Raw genomic sequence first — 19,652 nt, 5'->3', positions numbered from 1 at the left:
GTGTACCGTTCTCGTTGTGCTGACCATCGCCTCCGACATCGACGCCCTGGCCCGCTTCGGCCGCGCGCTCGCCGACCCGATCCGCTGCCGCATCCTGCTCACCCTCCGCGAGGCACCCGCGCACCCGGCCGACCTCGCCGAGCAGTTGGAGATCTCCCGCACCCGGCTCTCCAACCACCTCGCCTGCCTGCGCGACTGCGGCATCGTCGTCACCGTCCCCGTAGGCCGCCGCGTCCGCTACGAACTGGCCGACGAACGCCTCGGCCACGCCCTGGACAACCTGCGCGGCGTGGTCCTCGCCGTCGAGGCCGACCGCACCTGCGTGGACGCCGACGAGAAGGACTGCTGCTGATGGCGACGATCTCCCTCGGCCCCACCCAGGCCCGCCGCACCCAACTGACCCGGCGTATACGCCTGTTGGTCGCCGCCACCATCACTTACAACGTCATCGAGGCGATCGTCGCGATCACGGCGGGCACCCGCGCCTCCTCCACCGCGCTGGTCGGCTTCGGTCTGGACTCGATCATCGAGGTCTCCTCCGCCGCGGCCGTGGCCTGGCAGTTCTCCGCCACCGAGCACGACGTACGCGAGGCCCGGGAGAAGACCGCGCTACGCATCATCGCGTTCTCCTTCTTCGCGCTCGCCGCGTACGTCGCGGTCGACTCCGTCCGCGCCCTGGCCGGAACCGGCGAGGCACGGCACTCCACGCCCGGCATAGTGCTGGCCGCCCTCTCCCTGGCGATCATGCCGTTCCTGTCCGCCGCCCAGCGCCGCGCCGGACGCGGACTGGGCTCCGCCTCCGCCGTCGCCGACTCCAAACAGACCCTGCTGTGCACGTATCTCTCGGTCGTCCTCCTCGTCGGCCTGCTCGCCAACTCCCTGCTCGGCTGGAGCTGGGCCGACCCGATCGCGGCCCTTCTCATCGCCGCCGTCGCGGTCAAGGAGGGCCGGGAGGCCTGGCGCGGCGACGACTGCTGCGCTCCCGCCGGCCTTACGGCGCTCAAGGAGGCCGACGGCACGACGGATTCCTGCGGTTGCGCTGCCGGGTGCTCGTGCTGCAACTGAGCCGACCTCGACTCCCCTGACCGACAGCCGGACCCTAGCCTGACCATCCACTCGGCTCCCGGAGCCGCCGACCGGGAAGCCCGACTACCGCGAGCGTCACGCGGTCGAATGCGAGATCAACCGTCTCAAGCAGCACCACGCCGTGGCCACGAAGGGCGAGATTCTTGCCGTCGGCTACGAGGCGATCATGCTGGTCGCGGTCCTCAATGGTTGGCTGTGACCTCTGGCGGCAAAGACGGGGCAGGCACCCAGGTTGTCACCCGATGGTGACAATCCCCTGTTTTCAGCAGACCATCGGCCTCCGAACGGGGCAGAACGTGGCGCAGCGGCGAATAGGCCGGGCTCGCGGCGCTCACCAGGACACCGGTACCCGCCGACAAAAAGCCGCCGCCCCCTCAGCGTCCTGCGGTCCGGCTCATGGGACACCAGAGAGCCCGAACCTGCTCCCGTTGATCACCTCAAGGCCGACACCGCGCCGCCGGGACGAGCCGGTGCTCGCGGGCGTAGCCCTCCAGCAGCGACCGCAACTGCCCGCGCCCCCGGTGCAGCCGGGACAGCACTGTGCCGACGGGGGTCCGCATGATGTCGGCGATCTCCCGAACGGTGAAGCCCTCGACGTCGAAGAGGTACACGACGATGCGGAAGCTCTCGGGGATGGCCTGCAGCGCCGCTTTGACGTCCGCGTCGAGCAGGCGGTCGAGCGCATCGGCTTCGGCCGTACGCAGGCCCGTGGATGTGTGCGACTGAGCGCGGGCCAGCTGCCAGTCCTCCATCTCGGCCGTGCCGTCGTTCTGCGGCCGACGCCGTTGGGTGCGGCGGGAGTTGAGGAAGGTGGTGGTGAGGATGCGGTACAGCCATGCCTTGAGGTTCGTGCCCTCGCGGAACTGGTGGAACGAGGTATAGGCCCTGGCGTACGTCTCCTGGACGAGGTCCTCGGCGTCGGCCTGATGGCAGGTCATGCGCAGGGCGGCCGAGTAGAGCCGGTCGAGATATGTCAGGGCCGGTTCGAAGCGGGCCTGGAGATCCGCCTCGGACCGCGTCGAGTCCTGCGGCTCGTGAACGGTGGCTCCGGAGAGAGATCGTGTGGTGGTCATGGTGCCTCCTGGGAGGTGTGGTCGAGCGGCAGCCGCGTCACGTGCCAGGACCCCTCAAGACACTCCGGTACGTCGTGCAGGGCGAGGACGACGGCGGTGTCGGGCAGGTTCGCGAGGATGCCGAGTACGTGGCGGGCGGTCCGGTCGTCCAGGCCGGTGGTCGGTTCGTCGACGATCAGGACGTGTGGGTGGCGGGCCAGGGCGCGGCCCAGGTAGACCCGGCGGAGTTCCCCGCCGGAGAGTTGCCTGCCGCCAGGTCCGACGGGGGTTGTGGCGGTCAACCCGCTGTCGTTCAGCCGTAGTTGGGCAAGGCGTTCGTCGATCTCGTCGTCGGTCAGGGCGGCGTCGGCGAGGCGCCAGTTGGATCCGATGGTGCCGGTGAAGAGGTGGTCGTCGGCGGCCACGGCCACCACGGCGGACCGGCCGTCGGTCGCTTGCCGCAGCGACGAGGCGAGGGCTCGGAGCAGGGTGCTCTTGCCGCTGCCGGAGCGGCCGGTGACGACGAGCGTCGCGCCTCGCGCGACGGTGGCACCGAGGACGCGCCCCGGCCGGAGGGCCATCGACGGAAGGTGGTAGTCGGCGAAGCCGATGCCCTGCTCGGTGGACCAGGCCCGTATCTCCACGGCGGCGGGGGCGCTCGCGGTGGTCGGCACGCTGGTGGTGAGCCTGCGGTGTGCGGCCCTCGCGGCGGCTCGGGCCTCGGCGGCGGGCGCCAGTTGCTCGGCCTGGGCCAGCACGCCGAGGGCCAACAGGGCGACGAACACGAACGTGGGGGCGTCCGGTGCGCGTCCGGTGGCGACCGCGGCGGTCAGCGTGGCCGTGCCGATCAGGCCGGTGGCCAGCGTGGTCCGGTGCCTGCTCCGGCCGGCGGTTTCGCGCGCGGTGTCAAGTCGAGTGAGCCTCACCGTCGTTCGTTCCGCGAGCTGTTCGGCGGCGCCGAGCGACGCCAGCTCCGTCCATGCGTCGACGGCAGTGACGAGTTCGGCGCGCAGTGCCTTGCGCGTGTGCTGTTCGGCATCGCGGGCGGTGCCGGGCGTGCGGTGAGCGATCATCGCCATGCCGACGACTCCGGCCGCGAGTACGGCTGCCGGTGCGAGGGACGTGGACACCGCTACGGCGAGGACGGCGCCGATGGTCAGCGCGGCGGTGACGGCGACGGGGGCGGTGGACTCGATCAGTGCCATCCCGGTGCTGTCGGCGTCGGCCATGCCGCGGTCGAGCAGTTCACCCGACCACAGGCCGTCCTCCTGTGCCCGGCCGGTGGCCGCGGCACGGTCGAAGAGACCGGCCCGGACGGTGGCGACCCGGCGCAGGGCGGCGGCGTGCAGCACCAGACGCGTGCTGTAGTTGCCGGCGACGCGGGCCAGGGCGAAGGCACGCACACCGCCGCTGGGGGCAACGTAGGAGAAGGCGCTGAAGGTGGCCGCCCCGGCGAGGGCGCAGGCGCTGATGAACCAGCCCGAGAGGCCGAGCAGTCCGGCGGAGGACAGTTCGGCGACGACCGCGAGCACCAGCCCGCCCGCCGCGAGGGAACGCGCCCGCAGACCACGGCCGTTCGGGCTATGGCTGCTCATCGCGCGTTCACCAGCCTCGCGTCGTGCAGGAGGCCGTCATCGATCACGAGCACGGTGTCGGCCGCGGCGGCCAGTGCGAAGGAGTGGGTGGCGATGACGACGGTGCAGCCGTCGGTGGCCCGCCGTATGGCCTCGACGACCTCGCGTTCGCTGTCCGCGTCGAGGTGGGCGGTCGGCTCGTCGAGCAGCCACAGCCGGGCTCCGCGCAGAAAAGCGCGGGCGATGGCGATCCGGCGGGCTTCGCCGGTCGACACACCCCAACCACCCTCGCCCAGACGGGTGTTCAGCCCCTCAGGGAGGCCCTCGATCACGGCGCTCAGCCCCGCTGCGTCGACGGCCCGCCGAATCTGCTGCTCAGTGGCCTCCGGACGGCCGAGGCGGATGTTGTCGCGGACGGTCGCGTCGAGCAGCACGGTCCGCTGTCCGACCCAGGCGCATCCGCCGAGTGCCGGTGCCTGCCCTACGGACGTGGTCCGCCACCGGACCGAGCCCGCCGACGGCCGGCGCAGGCCGACGATCAACGACAGCAGCGTGCTCTTTCCGGAACCGGAGGCACCGGTGATCACGGTCCAGGTGCCCGGTGCGAACTCTGCGTCGGCGCTGACGGTGTCGTGGTCGGCGCCGCCGTAGCGGAACCGGACCGCTGTCAGCGACACACCGACCGGCTCGGTCGACTGCGGACCTGCTCCTCGGGGTACCTCGCCGGGGGTGTCCTTGACGATGCCATGGATGGCGCCGACCGCGACCGTCGCGCGTTCCCGCTGGTGGAAGGCGGAGGCTCTGGCACGCATCGGGGCGAAGTACATCGGGCACACGAGCAGCACCAGCAGACCCGTGAACAGGTCGAGGCGTGGTGCGTGCGGCACCTGCACGTAGCCGAGAAGCGACAGGCCGATGTAGGTGGCGTTCACCGCTATGGAGAACGTGATGACGACGTCCATGATCATCCCGGACAGGAAGGCCCGGCGCAGCACGCTCATCGTCGCCTTGTTCAGCTGCTCGGCGGACGTGGCCAGGGTTCGTCCGCGCCGGCCGACCGCACCGAGCTCGCGCAGTGTCCGTATGCCGCGGAAGCTGTCGAGGACGACGGCGTTCAAATACCGGGTCGCGGCCAGTTGCCGGTCCGCGCCGTGTTGGGCGAACAGTCCCGCCAGGCGCATGTTCAGGGGCAGCAGCGCGGTGGTCAGGACGAGCACGATCGCGGCCGGCCAGTGCACCGCGGCCGTGACCGCCAGCACGGCGATCATCGACAGCGGTGCCGACCGGCTCAGGGGCACGGTCCGCGCGTGGAAGTCGGCGATGTCGTCGGGCAGATCGACCATCGCCCACGCGGCCTCGGCCGGGCCGGTCTCACTGATCCGCCCGGCGGTGGGCAGCAGAGCGCCCGTCAACTGCCGCCGCAGGCCGGTCGCGACGGCACGTGCGCCCCGCTCGGCGAGCGTGCCCGCCATCCAGCCGGCGCCCACCGCCAGCACGCTCGCAACGGCGAAGGCCGCCAGGCCCCGTGTCTCGTGCGCGCCGGCCCGGTCGTCCATCACTGCCTGGGCCGTCCAGGCCAGGGCGCCCCAGCGGGTGATCGCGAACAGCGTCTCCAGTGTCTGCAGGGTGCCCGCCAGGAGGAACCAGTGCCGTCCGGGCGCGGCGCATGCGGTGAGCCAAGCATGATCGCCCTTCTCGTACACCTCATTCGTCGTCATGAGGGCGCCGCTCGTCGACGATCCACGTGATGCCACCGGTCAGGGCGATGGCGATCATGCCCAGGGTGGTGAGCAGCTGCGAGTGGATCTGCGCGTAGCCGCCGAACATCCCCTGACACACGAAGTAGGCGAGCAGACCCAGCGCGGTCCACGCGATCGCGGCCAGCAGACGCAGTACGGCACGGACCGGCGCGGGAACTGAGTTTCGGGTGGTCATGAGTGCGCTCCTTCGGTGTCGAGCTTTCCGGCGAAGGCCCGGTGGGCGAACACGTTGTAGGCCAGCACCAGCGGCATGTTCAGACCGATGCCGACGAGGATGAAGACCATCGTGGAGTGCGGGCCGGCCGTACTGTCGACGGTGAGACCCGGCGGCAGAAGCACCGGATAGCGGGCCACGCCCAGGGCGAGGAACACGGACACCGTGGCGATCACGAGCCCGCCGAGCGGCAGGATGTCCGCTGCCCCGGACTGCCGCTTCCACGGGAACGTGATGAGCGAGGTGCCCGCTCCCCCGGTGGCGAACAGCAGCAGGACGGCGAACGCGAAGGCGCGCCCGGGACTGTCCAGGTTCAGTGGTGCGGCGGTGGCGTCGACGGCGAACAGGAGGACGACCAGCAGCACTCCCCCGACCGCCGTGGCGACCACTCCCCGTCGTGCCGCCGACTGCCGGAGCAGCCCGGTCGACTTGTGCTTGGTGTAGGCGTACCCGAGAGCGGTGTACCCGGCCGTGACGGTGAGTCCCGACAGCACGCAGAACCAGCTGAAGGCCCCGAAGGCCGATCCGGTGTACACGTCGCCCCGCAGATGTACGGCCGAGGTCAGCGTCCCCAGGGCGAAGCCCTGCGCGAACGCGGCCAGCAGCGACGCCACGCCGAAGGCGGTGGTCCAGCGGGGAGCCGGCGGCGCCTGGGACGCCATCTCGACGCTCACACCGCGTACGACGAGGGAGAACAGCACCACGATCACCGGCAGATAGGCGTGCGGCAGGAGCGTGCCGAAGGCCAGGGGGAATCCCGCCCAGAGCGCGACACCGAGCAGGATGAGCCAGGTCTCGTTGCCGTCCCAGCCCACCGCGACGGACTCCAGCATGTGCCGCCGGTGCGCGGGGTCGCGTTCGAAGAGGGTGGCCACGCCGATGCCGAGGTCGTAACCGTCCAGCACGACGTACATCAGGAGGCAGAGAAGTACGGTCGCCGACCAGAGGGTGGTGGTCATCGCGCCGCCACCTCCTTCGGGCCGAGCGCTGCGGGCAGCTCCACAAGCGGCGGGGGACCGGTCCGCGGTGGAGGTTCGTGTCGGGGGTCGTCGCGTTCCGGGCCGATGCGCATGGTGCGGACGATGTAGGCGACGTAGGCCACCAGCATGATCAGGTAGAGCACGGAGAAGCCGATCACCGAGAACAGGACCTCGCCGGGGGCCAGATGGGACACCGCGGCCGAGGTGCGGAGCTGCCCGAACACGATCCACGGCTGCCGTCCCGCCTCGGCGGTGACCCAGCCGCCGAGGATGGCCAGGATGCCCACCGGTGTCGTCCAGAGGACGAACCGGTGGAAGCGGCGCGCGGTCCACAGGCGGTCGCGCATACGCAGGACCGTGGCGGCGAACACCGTGCCGAACATCAGCACGGCTGCCAGGAACATGACGCGGAAGCCCCAGAAGGTCGCGGCCATGTCCGGCCGGTCGGCTGCCGGGGTGAGCTTCAGACCGGGCATGGCCGTCTTGCAGGTCAGGTCCTTGGCGATGTAGCTGCCGAGGCAGGGAATGTCGAGTTCGGCGATGTTCCGCGCGGCCTGCTGGTCCGGGACGGAGAACAGGACGAAGCCGGTGTTCCCGTTGCCCCAGTCGCCTTCGATCGCCTCCAACTTCGAGAGCTGGTACGGCAGTTCGTGCCCGGCCACATTGTCGCCGAGGTAGAGCTGGACGGGCATCAGCAGGGCGGCGATCCCGAGCGCGATCGACATCGAGCGGCGGGCGAAGCCCTTCGCGCGCCCCTTGACCAGGTACCAGGCCGAGATCCCGGCCACGAAGAAGCTCGCCGAGATCAGGACGGCGGCCAGCATGTGCGGCCAGCGCCAGACGAACGACGGGTTGAAGATGACGCGCATCCAGTCCGTGGGCTCGAACTGGCCGTGGACGACCTTGAATCCGGCGGGCGTCTGCATCCACGAGTTCGCCGCGATGATCCATGTGGACGACAGGACCGTGCCCAGCGACACCATCACGGTGGACACGAACATCGTGCCCTTGCGGACGCGACCGTCCCCGTAGAGCAGGACGCCGATGAAGCCGGCCTCGACGAAGAAGGCCGTCACGACCTCCATGCCGATGATCGGCCCGATGATCGGGCCCGTCTTCGCCCCGTAGACACCCCAGTTGAGACCCATCTGGAAGGTGATGACGGCGCCGGCGACCACGCCGATCGCGAAGCCGACGGCGAAGATGCGCCGCCAGAACCGGAACATCTGCAGGTAGACCGCCCTGCCGGTACGCCAGTACAGGCCGTACACGACCGACAGGAAGATCGACAGGCCGACGGTGATCGCCGGGAAGGTCATGTGGAACATCACGGTGATGGCGAACTGCCATCGCGACAAGTCGAGAAGACTCATCACTGCTCCCTTACGAGAGATTTCGAGAGGTTTCGAGAGGGACCGGTTCAGGCGTCGGCGACGGGAGTGGCGGCCGACGTGGCCTTGGTGAAGCGCGGCAGGGCGGCGGCGCCGATCGCGAGGAGGGCGACGATGCCCATCTGCACGTACTCGACGCCCGCGAAGGCGTGGGCGACGTTGTGCGGCGCCACGGCCAGGTAGAGCGTGCCGAGGGTGGCCACGCCGAGGGCGAGGCCGCTCTGCTGCAAGGTGATCAACACGCCGCTGCCGATACCGGCCAGATGCGTGGGGACGTCGGCGAGCACGCTGCGGAACAAGCCGGCGAACAGCATCGACTGTCCGGCACCGACCAGGGCCAGCGGCAGGGCCAGGACCCACAGGCTCACGTGCGGCCAGTTCCCGACCAGGACCGCCACCAGCGAGACCAGTCCGGCGAGTTGGACGACGGCGCCGACGGACAGCGCCGCCCGGCCGAACCGTGTGATCAGACGGGGTGCGACCAGTGAACCGGCGAAGAAGAGCAGGGCCATCGGCAGGATCGCAAGCCCGCTGTGCAGGGCGTCGGCGTGCAGGCCGTTCTGGACGGTGAGGGCGAAGACGAACATGAAGGCGCCGAAGCCGATGCTGAAGGCGAACACCATGGTCAGTCCGCGGGACATCGACGGCAGGCGCAGCAGGGACGGCGGCAGCAGCGGAACCTCGCCGCGCCGCTCGGTGCGCTTCTCCACGACGTAGGTGGCCGCGCCCAGGACGACCGCGACGGCGAGCATCAGCCACGTCCACCACGGCCAGCCCAGCGAGTGTCCTTCGGTCAGCGGCACCAGCAGGGCGGTCAAGGTGGCGGCGAACAGCACGGTGCCGGGCAGGTCGATGCCGACCGGGTGGTGCGAGCGGGTGCTGGGCACGATCCGGGCCGCCACCACTAGCACGACCACGCCGATGGGCACGTTGACCAGGAAGATCGGGCGCCAGGAGGTGCCGGCGATGTCGGCACTGACCAGCAGGCCGCCCACCAACTGCCCCACCACGGCGGCGATTCCGGAGGTCGCCCCGTACAGGGCCACGGCACGAGCCTTGCGCTCGCCTTCGAGGACGTGGTGGAAGGTCGCCAGGACCTGCGGGATGAGCAGTGCGGCCGTGGCGCCCTGGACGATGCGGGCCGCGATCAGCGCGCCCACGCTCGGGGCGACACCGCAGGCCAGCGAGGCCAGCACGAAGCCCACCAGGGCGCCGAGGAAGATCCGGCGGCGGCCGTAGCGGTCGCCGAGGCGGCCCCCGAGGACCAGCAGGGTCGCGTACGCGACGCCGTACCCGGCGATCACCAGTTCCAGCGACGACGCCGAGGCGTGCAGGGAGGCGTCGATGCTGGGCAGGGCCACGTTGGTGATGAAGAAGTCCATGATCGGCAGGAACGCGCCGGCCAGCAGGATGAATACCCCGACCGGGTGCAGCCCGCCCGCTCGGGCCGCGGCACGGGGCGAGAGTGTCGCCGCTCCGGCCTGACGGGAGGAAGTGGTTGTCGTCATGACAGCCCCCAGAGAGAAGAAGTTATGTGTCAATAACTATGAACACATAACGAGTATGCCCTCATAACTACACGGCGACAACCCCGTACTCTGGAGCCGTGATGGAGGACCAAGGGCACCAGACAGGCCCGACAGCGGGGCCGGGCCACGAGCAGCGGTGGGCCGAACTGGCCGACCTCGTGCTGATCATCAGCCGGGAGATCCAGTTCCGCCGCTACGCGGACGAGCGGGCTGTCCACCTATCGCAGTCCGAGGGCATGGTGATGCGCTACCTGAAGAGCGACCCCACCGCGACGCCCAGCCGGATCGCCGCCGCTACCGGGCTCCAGCGCACCAACCTCTCCACCGTCCTGCGCGGACTCGAAGAGAAGGGCTTCATCGAGCGGCGCGCCCAGTCGGACGACGGTCGCGGGGTAACGGTCCGCTCCACCGAGCGCGGACGCAGCAACACCGTCCTCGTTCGTCAGGAGTGGGCCGCGACCCTCTCCGAAGCCGCAGGCCACGACACCGAACACCTCGACGCCGCTCTCGCCCTGCTCAGCACGGTGGAAAACGGACTGACCAGGTCACGGCCTCAGAGCCGGCCCACGCGTCCGGCCACAGAACGCTGACTCCGTGGCTGGCGGGGAGATGTCATGCGGCAAAACGATGATGCGGGATGGCGTTCTTGTTTGATGTTGCCGGGCGTCGAGACCCGTACACCGGCGTCATTTATGAGCCGGTCTACTGGTCGGCGGACGGCCCTGTGCTGTCGAGATGATCCGTATTCGGCACGGTGGTGAGCCGCGGGTCCGTGCGACTGTCGACCTCCAGGGGCCGGAATGGGATGCTGATTCGCCTGAACGAACAGTTGGGGGGCTGTCGATGAGCACGCAGGACATCGTGGCTGTCTCTGTGGCAGTGCTGGTCCCTGTCGTGACCGCGGCCGCCGGTGTGGTGAGTGTGCGGGCGCAGGACCGGAGGGTGCGCCGATCGCGAGCGGGCCGCCGTCGACTGGCCTTCGAGGACGCGACTCGGCAGGTGGCCTTCGCCACCGAATGGTGGAAGGCAAAGCAGCTGACCGCCGGCACGTCCGAAGCGCTCCAGAACCCGACCGCGATGGCGAACGGCTGGCTGGACGAGGCGTCCGCGCGAGTGAACGCAGCCGAGCAGGCCGACACCGACGCGGAATCGCATGTCTCGGTCAGCAGACTGCTGTTGTTCTACCGGTTCCACCGCCGCTCCGCGAAAGCCATCAGGATCGGCTTCTACGCGGCGCTGGGCATCATGGCCAGTGTGATCACAGTGGTCATGAACGACGCCGAGTCCCGCAAGGACGTCGGATTCACCGTATGGATCCTGGCCTCCTCAGGGATGCTCGCGCTGTTGCTGCGCTTCTGGGCCGTCTCCGCGGACTCTCCAGACGAACGCTGAGACGGACCAAGGGCCGGAGGCAAGGGTCAATCCTGGTCGGCGTTCTTGGTGAAACAGCCGCGCCAGATTTCGAGGGAGCCGTCTGCGAGGGCGGTGGCGTAGTTGATGACGCGGGTGTAGCCGTCGTCGAGGAGCATCGGGAGCGCTGGTCCGGCGGGCAGGCCGTTCGCGAAGGTCTTGGTGATCCAGTCCTGGACCCAGGTCGACTCGTTCGTCCATTCGACCGTTGCGAACCCTGCCTCCTTGACGCAGGCGAGCAGTGTGTCGGCGGACACGAGGAAGCTGTCGGTGCCGTCGAGTGACCAGGGCATGGGCCAGGGCAGGTCCGCCCGGTGTGGTTGGCAGACCTCCCAGACGGCCAGGCGCGCGCCGGGGGTGAGGCGCTCGGCGATGTGACGGAACCAGGTGGTCTTGTCCCGCACGTTCATCTGGACGTGCATGGTGAGCGCGGCGTCGAAGGCCGGATCGAGCGGGAAGTCGGTGATGTCCCCGGCATGGAACTGGACGAGGTCGCCGAGTCCGGCCCGGGCGGTGAGGTCGCGTGCGGCGTCGACGTAGGACGGGGTGATGTCGATGCCCATGACGTGGTTGCCGGTGCGGCGGGCGATCTGGCGCGCGGGGCCGCCGAATCCGGAGCCGACGTCCAGGACGACGTCACCGTGCGCGAGGGCGAGGGTGGGGATGAGGAGTTCGACGGCGCCGGCGCCACCGATGTGGAACTGGTCGAGGTTGTCCAGGACTCCGTCGGCCGCGGCGTCGAGATCGTGACGGTCGCTCAGCAGGCGGTCGATGGTCTGGCTGACGGCGGTCTCTTCGTAGGTCATGACACCGGGTCCCTTCGGTCGCTGGTGGTGTCGGCCGACTCGGCCGGCTGGTGTGCGGGTCCGGGTTGCTGCGGGGGTTGAGCGGGCAGGAAGAGGCCGGCGAGCAGCGCACCGGCGACCGCGACGACTCCGGCCACGACGCATCCGACGCTGAGACCGTGGTCGAAGGCGCCGGTCGCGGCCTGCCGTACGGCGTCGGCCACGGCGGGCCGGCCGTCGGCGGCGAGCCGGCCGGAGACGCCGAACGCTGCCCCGACGGACTGGTGGGCGAGGTCCGTCAGCGCCGGGGGCAGTGCCGGGAGAGCGGCGTCGAGCCGGGCGCCGTACAACGAGGCGTACACGCTGCCGATGACCGCAACGCCGAGGGTTCCGCCGAGGAGGCGGGTGGAGTCGTTGACGGCGGACCCCACGCCGGCCTGGTCGGCTGCGACCGCGCCCATGATGGACTCCGTCGCGGGCGCCGAGGTCAGGCCCATTCCCAGGCCGTAGACAACCATCTGGACGGCGATGACGCCGTAACCGAGGGTCGGGGAAATGTCGCTCGCGACCCAGAAGTAGAAGACCGCCTGGAGGGTCAGTCCAGCGATGACGACCGCCTTGGTGCCGGCCCGGACCGCCAGCCGTGTCCCCAAGGTCGATCCGACGGCGACGGAGACCGCGACCGGCAGCAGGTGGACGCCGGTGGACAGGGGGCTGTACGCCCGGACGAACTGGAAGAACTGCGTCATCAGGAAGATGAACCCGAACAGCGTGAAGAACGCGATCGTGACCGAGGCGCTCGCGGCGCTGAAGCGCATGTCCTTGAAGAGCCGCACGTCGAGCATCGGCTCTTCGGCGCGGCGCTCGCCGGCGATGAACGCGATCAGCAGGAGCACGGCGCCCGCGAAGCCCGCGAGTGACGCCGGTGATGCCCAGCCGCGGTCCGGGGCCTCGATGATCGTGTAGACGAGCAGCCCCATGAATCCGCCGGACAGGACCAGGCCCGGGAAGTCCAGGCGGTGCGGGAGAGGATTCTGCGACCTGGGGACGAACACCGCCACCAGGACGATGACGGCCAGGGACACCGGGCCGAGGGTGTAGAAGATGCTCGACCAGCTGTAGTGCTTGAGCAGGAAGCCGCCGGCGATCGGCCCCAGCGCGATGGCCATGCCGGCCGTCGCGCCCCACAGGCCGATGGACAGCGCGCGCTCCTTGCGGCTGGTGAAGACGCCGGTGAGCAGGGAGAGCGTGGCCGGGAACGTCATCGCGGCCCCGAGACCCATCACGGCCCGGGCGCCGATCAGCTCCGCCGGGGTGTTGGCGTATCCCCCGGCGAAGCTGGCCACGCCGAAGACCAGCAGGCCGGCCAGGAGCATGCCCTTGCGGCCGAAGCGGTCGGACAGACTGCCCGAGGTCAACAGCAGGGCGGCGAACACGAGGTTGTAGGCATCCACCACCCATTGCAACTGCGCGGTGGAGGTGCCCAGTTCACGTATCAGCGTCGGCAGGGCCACGTTCACCAGAGTGGTGTCGAGGTTGATCACGAACGACGCCGCCAGGAGCGCGGCGAGCACGAGCGGTTTCGACGGTGTACGAGTCATGGTGGAAGACTAGACCCGCTTGGTTGATTTTTTCTACCATTCGATTTGGAAAATAAACCACCCGGGGCTAGGCTTGGAGCATGCGGAGTTACGGTCAGTACTGTTCGATCGCCCGGGCCCTCGACGTCGTGGGAGACCGCTGGACGCTGCTGGTCGTCCGGGAACTGCTGCTGCAAGGCCCATGCCGGTTCACGGACCTGAAGAACGGGCTGCCGGGCGTCGCGGCGAACCTGCTGTCGGCCCGCCTCAAGGAACTCGAGGCCGCCGGACTGATCACTCGCGAGGACGCACCGCCGCCGGTCGCCACCGCCCTCTACGCCCTGAGCGAGACCGGCCTGGAGCTGGAGCCAGTACTGAAGGCGCTCGGGCTGTGGGGCCTGCGGTTCATGACCGTCGAACGGCCGGACGACGCATTCCGGGCGCAGTGGCTGGCCTACGCCCCGGCATGGTTCACCACCGACGCCGATCCCGACGCTTCCCCCGCCGTCATCCAACTCGTCGCATCCGACGAGTCGGCCGTCATCGAACTCCGGGACGGCCAGGTCCGCACCCGGCTCGGCCGCGCCACCGACCCGGACCTCGTCCTGGACGGACCGCCCCGTGCCGTCCTCGGGCTGCTCAGCGGCGTAATCGATCTCGAACGCGCCGGCCGACTCGGTCTGTCCGCCCGTGGCCGACGGGACCTGCTCACCCGACTCCGCCCCATCACGCAGGACCCGACAGCCACTCAGGACGAGGTGCGTCGGTGAACCGCGACACCGCCCGGTCGGCGATGATCACGCACCACGATTCCGGGATCCGACGCCACGGCCGAGGCCACCCGGGACAGGCACCTTCCGCCAGGTCCAACCGCGCACGCCGAGTTCGGCCCAGTCATGCCTCTCCGTACGTCGAGCGGAATGACCGAGGTCATCAGCCCTTTGCAGATGTGCGCCGCGTCGGGAGTCCCTCGGCGTGCCCGGCGATCGGCCAGCAGTGCTTCCGGAGTGTCAGCTCGGTGAGAGCGACGCGACACGGTGGACCTTGACTTCGAGCACTGCCAGTGCGGGGTCAGCGCCAACTTCCCGGAAGAGCCGGGGTGCCGGCGGGCCACCCGGGGCAGTGCGCACGACATCGAGCGCGGCGCGGTCCCGCCACAGCGACTGAATACGCCAGCGTCCATCCTGTCCGCTCAGCAATTCGGTTCGTACCAGCCCATCGGGCAGTGGGCGGGTCACAAGCTCACGGTAGAACGCGACGAGGTATGCTCCGAACAGGGCGCCCGGTCAGTGGAGTTGGATCGTTCCGGACGGACACAGGAAGATCCCGAAACCGCTGATCCCTCCGTCGAGGTGCACGACCTGAGAGTGGCGGAACACAGCACCCACGCGACGGAGCGCTGTCCACGGCGATCGTTCACGTCACGGTCGGCGATTGCGCCTGGCAGGCTTTGTCACCCTGCTTCGGGATGTCGAAACAGACCGCGCCCTTTGTCCCGTCGACGGGTCCACAGGCCACCGGTAATGTCCCACGAGCGGCTGCTCCTGGATTCGAGAGAGCCGCCATCTGTCGGTATCGGTACGGAGGGCACTTCATGGCCAAACTTGTCCGGTACCTGACACTGCTCGTCATGGGTGCATCCCTGCTGTTCCCGTCCACCGGAGCAGCAACTGCGGCTACTGCGGACGCCGCCGCACCCGGCGCCGCCGCGGGTTCCTGGCAGCCGCCCCTGTCCACGCGCGGGCGCTACATCGTCGACGCGAACGGCGACCGCTTCCGGCTGAAGTCGGCCAACTGGGACGGTGCGCAGGGCTCCTGGACGGGCAGTGGCAGCGCGGCCGACAGCGCCAACCACCACGCCGGACAGAACTCCTACGGGATCCCCCTCGGCCTGGACCGCGTGCCCCTGGCACACCTGATGGCCGACTTCCACGAACTGGGCATCAACAGCATCCGGCTGCCGTTCTCCAACGCGATGATCCATGACACCACCGCCGTACCGGACGCCGCCGTGCAGCCAACCCGCAACTGCGCGGCCGGACACCGCTCCAGGTCTTCGACGCCGTGGTTTCCGCGCTGACATCGGCCGACTTCGCCGTCATCCTGAACAACCACACCAATACCTCCCGGTGGTGCTGCGGGATCGACGGCAACGAGCGATGGAACAGCGGTCAGTCGACCCAACAGTGGGCGGACGACTGGATCTTCATGGCCCGCCGCTACGCCGCCGACCCCCGCGTGGTGGGAGCCGACCTCTACAACGAGGTACGCCGCGACGTCTGGAACGATCCGAACTGGGGAGCGGGCGACGACCACGACTGGTACGCCGCCGCTCAACTCGCCGCCGACCGCATCCTCACCGAGGCCGATCCGAACCTGCTCATCGTCATCGAGGGCATCAACTGGACCGGCCTGCCCGTCGACGGACTCCCCCACGACCGCCCCCTGCTCGCCCCCGCGCGCACGCTGTCGCACACCCTCGTGGCCGCCCACAAACTCGTCTACTCGGCCCACTTCTACGGCTACACCGGCCCCCACCACAGCGGTGCCACCGGCATCGGCGAGACCACCGATCCCCGCTACCAGGACCTCAGTCGCGACGCACTGTTCCAGGCCCTGTACGACGAGGCGTTCTTCGTCTCCCAGGAAGACGGCAAGCACTACACCGCCCCCGTGTGGATCAGCGAGTTCGGCATCGGAGCGGGCGAGACCGGCACCGCGGCGCGCACCTGGTTCGGCAACGCGACCGACTACTTCGCCGACCACGACGCCGACTTCGCCTACTGGCCTCTCGTCGGCTGGCAGGGCCACGACGACTGGGCCCTGCTGCGCTACGACACGGACGGCACTCGGCGCGGCCTCCTGGACGACGCGGACTGGCGCGCGGCCGGCTGGCAGCACCTGATGTCCGCGGCCTCGCTCAGCGGTCCCGTCGCCCCGGTACCCGCCTGGCGGATGCTCGCCACCGACCACGGCGACCAGGTCGAGTCCCTGCGGGTGCGCGCCACGGGTGACTGGGATTCGGGAGCCTCCAAAGCGGCCTGCCCGGACGGGCTGCGGCTGATCGGTCTCGGGCACACCTCGGGGCGGGGACTGTGCACGGACGTCACCGCGGGCGACCTGCGTGCCGCGGACGGCACCCAGACGGTCGTCACCGACGAACGCAACGTCCCCCAGGGCGGCGACTGGGCCTCCGGATACACCAAACTCCAGTGCGCCCAGGGCCAGTTCCTCATCGGCTACAGCCACCGGGGCACGCGGACGTCGGCGGCCCTGTGCGCCCCCGCCCGTGCCGGACTCGCGGGAACAGGACGCACGGTGTGGTTCGACCGCTCCGACACCCGGCCCGGCAACGCCGGCGGCGGTGACTTCGCCACCGGCGACTACAAGGGCCAGTGCGCGGACGACGAGTACGCCGCAGGCATCGCGTTCACCACCCGCACCGGCAGCTCACCCGGCCCCGCGGCCCTGTTCTGCCGCGCACTGGCCAACTGACCCACACGGAGACGCGATACCGGGCGGGCCGGCAAACGATGATCAGCGTGACAGGCGGCGCGCAACCGGTCGGCCGTCGGCGTGTCCGGCCCCTCGGGATTCCCCTGACGTTTCGCGGGACGGCATCGGCGGCGAACCGGACCGGTCGCCTCAGATCATGTCGTCCAGCGGACGCAGCTCGTCGGCGTACGAGACCGAGGTGCGCCGAAGAATCCCGTTGCGGGCGACCGTGTACTGGCCCATCCGCCACAGTGGCGGCGAGTAGGTGTGGATGGACACGCTGCCGGCATCGCGTCCGGTGAGCCGGTGGATGTGATCCGGGCCGAAGCAGAAGACCCGACCGGCCGGAACCTCGGTCGCCAGGCTCGGCACGCCGACGGCCAGATTGTGTTCCACGAGCGCTCCCTCGGCTACTGCCACCGCCCCGGACGAAACATCGTGATCGTGCCAGCCGGTGTCGTTACGCGGTGTCCAGCACAGCACCCAGACATCGACATGGGCGTCCCGGTACAGCGAGACGTAATGCCGCTTGTCGTCGTCGAAGGCGACGTGCTCACGCCAGCTGTCGGGGTCCGCGGCGATCGACGAGGCCAGCTCCAGCAGTTCCCGCTTGTCCAGGTCGCGGCCCGGGAGCGCGTCGAGGGTGACGGCCGCCCGCACCCGATGCCACGGCTCGGCATCGCGGGCGGCGGCGGTGTCGAGCTCGTGGGAGGGAAGCGGTGCGGTCACGGTCGTACTCCTTCGAGCAGGTGACGTGGATTGCTGACGCGTACGGCGTGCTCCACCGCAGCGCCGAGCTGGGGGTCGACCGGAGTGGCGTAGGGCCGGTCACTGCCCAGCACCAAGGCGTCGATGCCGAGGACACGAGCGACCGCGTCCAGCGCCTGGCGGCCGTACGACGAGGTGTCGACGAAGACCCGTGGATCGAGGCGGAGTTGGCCGCCGCCGCGCATCGTGAACCGTTCGTGGTGCACGGGTGCCAGGCCGGCCGCGGCGACGAAACAGATCCGCAGCCGGGGCAGGAGCGTGCGTCCGGCCGCGTACCAGGACCACCACGCGGCATGGAGCTGACCGACGTGGCCGACGACGGCCGGCCACCACGGTGGCGTCTCTTCCTCCCGTGGCGGCTGCGGACCCGGGTGTACGAGTACCGGCTTCCCGGCGGCCTCGGCGACGGCCAGCAGCGGCGCGAGTTTCTCCACGGCCCTCGGTGTGGCCATGGCGGTCGCCGGTATCTGAAGGCCGATCAGCCGGTCGGAGAGCAGTGCCTTCAGGCCGTCGAGGTCGGGGTCGGCCGCGTGCGCGGAGGCCCATCCCACGAAGGGCTCGGGCAGTTCCCGGACGCCCTGGTGCCACGCGTTCAGCAGCGGTGACGCTTCGTCTGACGGGAGTTGCTCGATACCCAGAGGGCTGGAGAGCGAGACGGCCACGCGCCGCAGCCCGGGGTCCAGGCGGGCCCGTCGCAGCGGGTCGTGGTCCTCCGGCCTCACCTCGAAGGGCGGTTCACCGGCCAGGTGCAGGGTCCAGCCGTCGAGGCGGGGCGGGCGTGTGCGGATCCGCAACTGCTCGACGAGGGGCTCTGGCCACAGGTGTTGGTGAATGTCGGTCGCACCGCGTTCGCACATGCCGTCTCTTGGGTTAAGCGCTTCAGTGATGCGCTCCAGTGAAGCGCTTAAGCTGAGGCGGTGTCAATGCACGCCGGGAGACCGCTCCACTCCGAACGGCGGGGGCGGCAGTCCAGTTCATCCGGTCGTTACACTGACGAGGTGCCAAAACAGCCGCGGCGGATCACCCTGCGCGACATCGCGGAGGAGACCGGGCTCTCCGCCGCCGCGGTGTCGTACGCGCTACGCGGTCTTCAGGTACCGCCCGAGACCCAACGACGCGTCCGCGAGGTCGCCGACCGGCTCGGCTACCAGGCCGACCCGATCGCCCGCGCCCTGGCCTCCGGCCGCACGGGATACGTGGGAGTGCTCTGCGGATCGCTCGCCGACGTCTGGCAGCAGGACATCGCCGCCGCCCTCGGCCGCAAGTTCCTCAGCGTCGGCCGGCACACCCTGATCGCCGACGCCTCCAACGACCCCGAACTCGAGGCGACACTCGCCTCCCAACTCGCCGACCAGCGGGTGGACGCGCTGATCGTGCTGCCGGTCGACCCGGCCGCCGCACACTGGAAAGAGGTCGCCCGACGGACGGTGCTCACGTCCATCGGCGACGGACTGCCCGGTGCGGCCACCGCCGCCGAGGTCGTCTTCGACAACGGGGCCGGGGTCACCGACGCCCTCCACCGACTCGTCGACTGCGGCCACCGGAGGATCGCCGTCATGACTCCGAGTCGGCCCACCACTCCCGACCGCCCCGCCGAGGCGATCGCCCATCAAGTCGCGCAGAGCCTCGGGCTCGACGTCACCCTCCACCCCTCGCCGCACGATCTGGACGGCGCCACCGCGGTCGCACGCACCGTACTGAGCTCGGCGAACCCGCCGACCGCCTTCCTGTGCCTGGCCGACTCGATGGCCTACGGCGTCTACGCCGGGGCCCGGGAACTGGGGCTCGACGTACCCGATGACGTCTCGGTCATGGGCTTCGACGACCACCCGCTGTCGCGGCTGCTGACGCCGCCGTTGTCCAGCTACCGATGGCCTGCGGACCTGCTGGTGGACCTCGTGGTCAAGCGCACGGTCAAAGCGATCGACGAGGACAAGCTCAGCCGTCGCAAAGTGCTGGCTCCGGCGGCGAAGCCTCGCGGGTCGGTCGCTCCACCGAGGACCACGCGTCGGTAACACCACAGACCGC

General features: G+C 69.9%; 17 protein-coding genes and 1 pseudogene. 7 read left to right on the top strand and 11 right to left on the bottom strand.

The genetic code is table 11. The features are described from left to right. Nucleotides 1-16 precede the first annotated feature (16 nt). Entirely contained in the window at nt 17-352 is a 336-nt protein-coding gene (locus OO70_RS06600; RefSeq protein ID WP_043665123.1) for an ArsR/SmtB family transcription factor, read from the top strand. Then, on the top strand, nt 352-1,065 hold the full coding sequence (locus OO70_RS06595) for a cation transporter (protein ID WP_043665120.1): 714 nt from the start codon (nt 352-354) through the stop codon (nt 1,063-1,065). Before OO70_RS06600 ends, OO70_RS06595 begins: the two co-directional genes overlap by 1 nt. A gap of 458 nt (nt 1,066-1,523) precedes the next feature. On the opposite strand, the gene OO70_RS06590 is transcribed toward OO70_RS06595, so the two are convergent. The 7 genes from OO70_RS06590 to OO70_RS06560 are packed head-to-tail and all read right to left on the bottom strand — an operon-like array spanning nt 1,524 to nt 9,565. Further along, nucleotides 1,524-2,159: a sigma-70 family RNA polymerase sigma factor gene (locus tag OO70_RS06590; protein WP_043665118.1), complete on the bottom strand. Its 636-nt coding sequence runs from the start codon at nt 2,157-2,159 to the stop codon at nt 1,524-1,526. Next, nucleotides 2,156-3,733: an ATP-binding cassette domain-containing protein gene (locus tag OO70_RS06585; protein WP_043665117.1), complete on the bottom strand. Its 1,578-nt coding sequence runs from the start codon at nt 3,731-3,733 to the stop codon at nt 2,156-2,158. Before OO70_RS06585 ends, OO70_RS06590 begins: the two co-directional genes overlap by 4 nt. Further along, entirely contained in the window at nt 3,730-5,430 is a 1,701-nt protein-coding gene (locus OO70_RS06580) for an ABC transporter ATP-binding protein/permease (protein ID WP_078651269.1), read from the bottom strand. Before OO70_RS06580 ends, OO70_RS06585 begins: the two co-directional genes overlap by 4 nt. After that, complete coding sequence (locus OO70_RS06575) at nt 5,417-5,647, bottom strand: hypothetical protein (protein ID WP_043665112.1); 231 nt, start codon at nt 5,645-5,647, stop codon at nt 5,417-5,419. Before OO70_RS06575 ends, OO70_RS06580 begins: the two co-directional genes overlap by 14 nt. Then, the gene (locus OO70_RS06570) at nt 5,644-6,645 is read right to left on the bottom strand and encodes a cytochrome d ubiquinol oxidase subunit II (protein ID WP_043665110.1); all 1,002 of its coding nucleotides are present in this window, start codon (nt 6,643-6,645) and stop codon (nt 5,644-5,646) included. The genes OO70_RS06575 and OO70_RS06570 overlap by 4 nt, the downstream gene beginning before the upstream one ends. Then, complete coding sequence (locus OO70_RS06565) at nt 6,642-8,039, bottom strand: cytochrome ubiquinol oxidase subunit I (RefSeq protein ID WP_063749681.1); 1,398 nt, start codon at nt 8,037-8,039, stop codon at nt 6,642-6,644. The genes OO70_RS06570 and OO70_RS06565 overlap by 4 nt, the downstream gene beginning before the upstream one ends. Nucleotides 8,040-8,086: 47 nt before the next feature. Continuing rightward, nucleotides 8,087-9,565, bottom strand: coding sequence for an MFS transporter (locus tag OO70_RS06560; RefSeq protein WP_051740752.1), 1,479 nt, complete (start codon nt 9,563-9,565; stop codon nt 8,087-8,089). Between the two features lie 101 nt (nt 9,566-9,666). On the opposite strand from OO70_RS06560, the gene OO70_RS06555 reads away from it, so the two are divergent. Together OO70_RS06555 and OO70_RS06550 are read left to right on the top strand one after the other, a co-directional pair. Further along, nucleotides 9,667-10,176, top strand: coding sequence for a MarR family winged helix-turn-helix transcriptional regulator (locus tag OO70_RS06555; RefSeq protein WP_043665108.1), 510 nt, complete (start codon nt 9,667-9,669; stop codon nt 10,174-10,176). Nucleotides 10,177-10,429: 253 nt separating this feature from the next. Next, nucleotides 10,430-10,978, top strand: coding sequence for a hypothetical protein (locus tag OO70_RS06550; RefSeq protein WP_234336760.1), 549 nt, complete (start codon nt 10,430-10,432; stop codon nt 10,976-10,978). A gap of 26 nt (nt 10,979-11,004) precedes the next feature. Here OO70_RS06550 and OO70_RS06545 read toward each other — a convergent pair whose 3' ends face one another. Together OO70_RS06545 and OO70_RS06540 are read right to left on the bottom strand one after the other, a co-directional pair. Continuing rightward, on the bottom strand, nt 11,005-11,802 hold the full coding sequence (locus OO70_RS06545; RefSeq protein ID WP_043665106.1) for an SAM-dependent methyltransferase: 798 nt from the start codon (nt 11,800-11,802) through the stop codon (nt 11,005-11,007). Next, nucleotides 11,799-13,382: an MFS transporter gene (locus OO70_RS06540; protein WP_051740750.1), complete on the bottom strand. Its 1,584-nt coding sequence runs from the start codon at nt 13,380-13,382 to the stop codon at nt 11,799-11,801. Before OO70_RS06540 ends, OO70_RS06545 begins: the two co-directional genes overlap by 4 nt. 80 nt (nt 13,383-13,462) lie before the next feature. On the opposite strand from OO70_RS06540, the gene OO70_RS06535 reads away from it, so the two are divergent. Together OO70_RS06535 and OO70_RS06530 are read left to right on the top strand one after the other, a co-directional pair. Beyond that, nucleotides 13,463-14,131 carry a winged helix-turn-helix transcriptional regulator gene (locus tag OO70_RS06535; RefSeq protein ID WP_043665102.1) on the top strand — a complete coding sequence of 223 codons (669 nt, stop codon included), beginning with the start codon at nt 13,463-13,465 and terminating at the stop codon, nt 14,129-14,131. 824 nt (nt 14,132-14,955) lie between these two features. Then, nucleotides 14,956-16,856 (top strand): annotated as a pseudogene (locus OO70_RS06530) (glycoside hydrolase family 5 protein). Between the two features lie 150 nt (nt 16,857-17,006). On the opposite strand, the gene OO70_RS06525 reads toward OO70_RS06530, so the two are convergent. After that, complete coding sequence (locus OO70_RS06525) at nt 17,007-17,585, bottom strand: cysteine dioxygenase (RefSeq protein ID WP_043665101.1); 579 nt, start codon at nt 17,583-17,585, stop codon at nt 17,007-17,009. Next, on the bottom strand, nt 17,582-18,481 hold the full coding sequence (locus OO70_RS06520) for an amidohydrolase family protein (RefSeq protein ID WP_043665100.1): 900 nt from the start codon (nt 18,479-18,481) through the stop codon (nt 17,582-17,584). The genes OO70_RS06525 and OO70_RS06520 overlap by 4 nt, the downstream gene beginning before the upstream one ends. A 141-nt stretch (nt 18,482-18,622) precedes the next feature. On the opposite strand from OO70_RS06520, the gene OO70_RS06515 reads away from it, so the two are divergent. Further along, nucleotides 18,623-19,639, top strand: coding sequence for a LacI family DNA-binding transcriptional regulator (locus tag OO70_RS06515; protein WP_043665098.1), 1,017 nt, complete (start codon nt 18,623-18,625; stop codon nt 19,637-19,639). The last annotated feature ends 13 nt before the right edge of the window (nt 19,640-19,652 follow it).

The sequence above is a fragment of the Streptomyces xylophagus genome, assembly GCF_000716435.1.
GTDB classification, from domain to species: domain Bacteria; phylum Actinomycetota; class Actinomycetes; order Streptomycetales; family Streptomycetaceae; genus Streptomyces; species Streptomyces xylophagus.
Note: the sequence above shows the minus strand (reverse complement) of the source record. Positions and strands in the feature narration are given on the sequence as shown.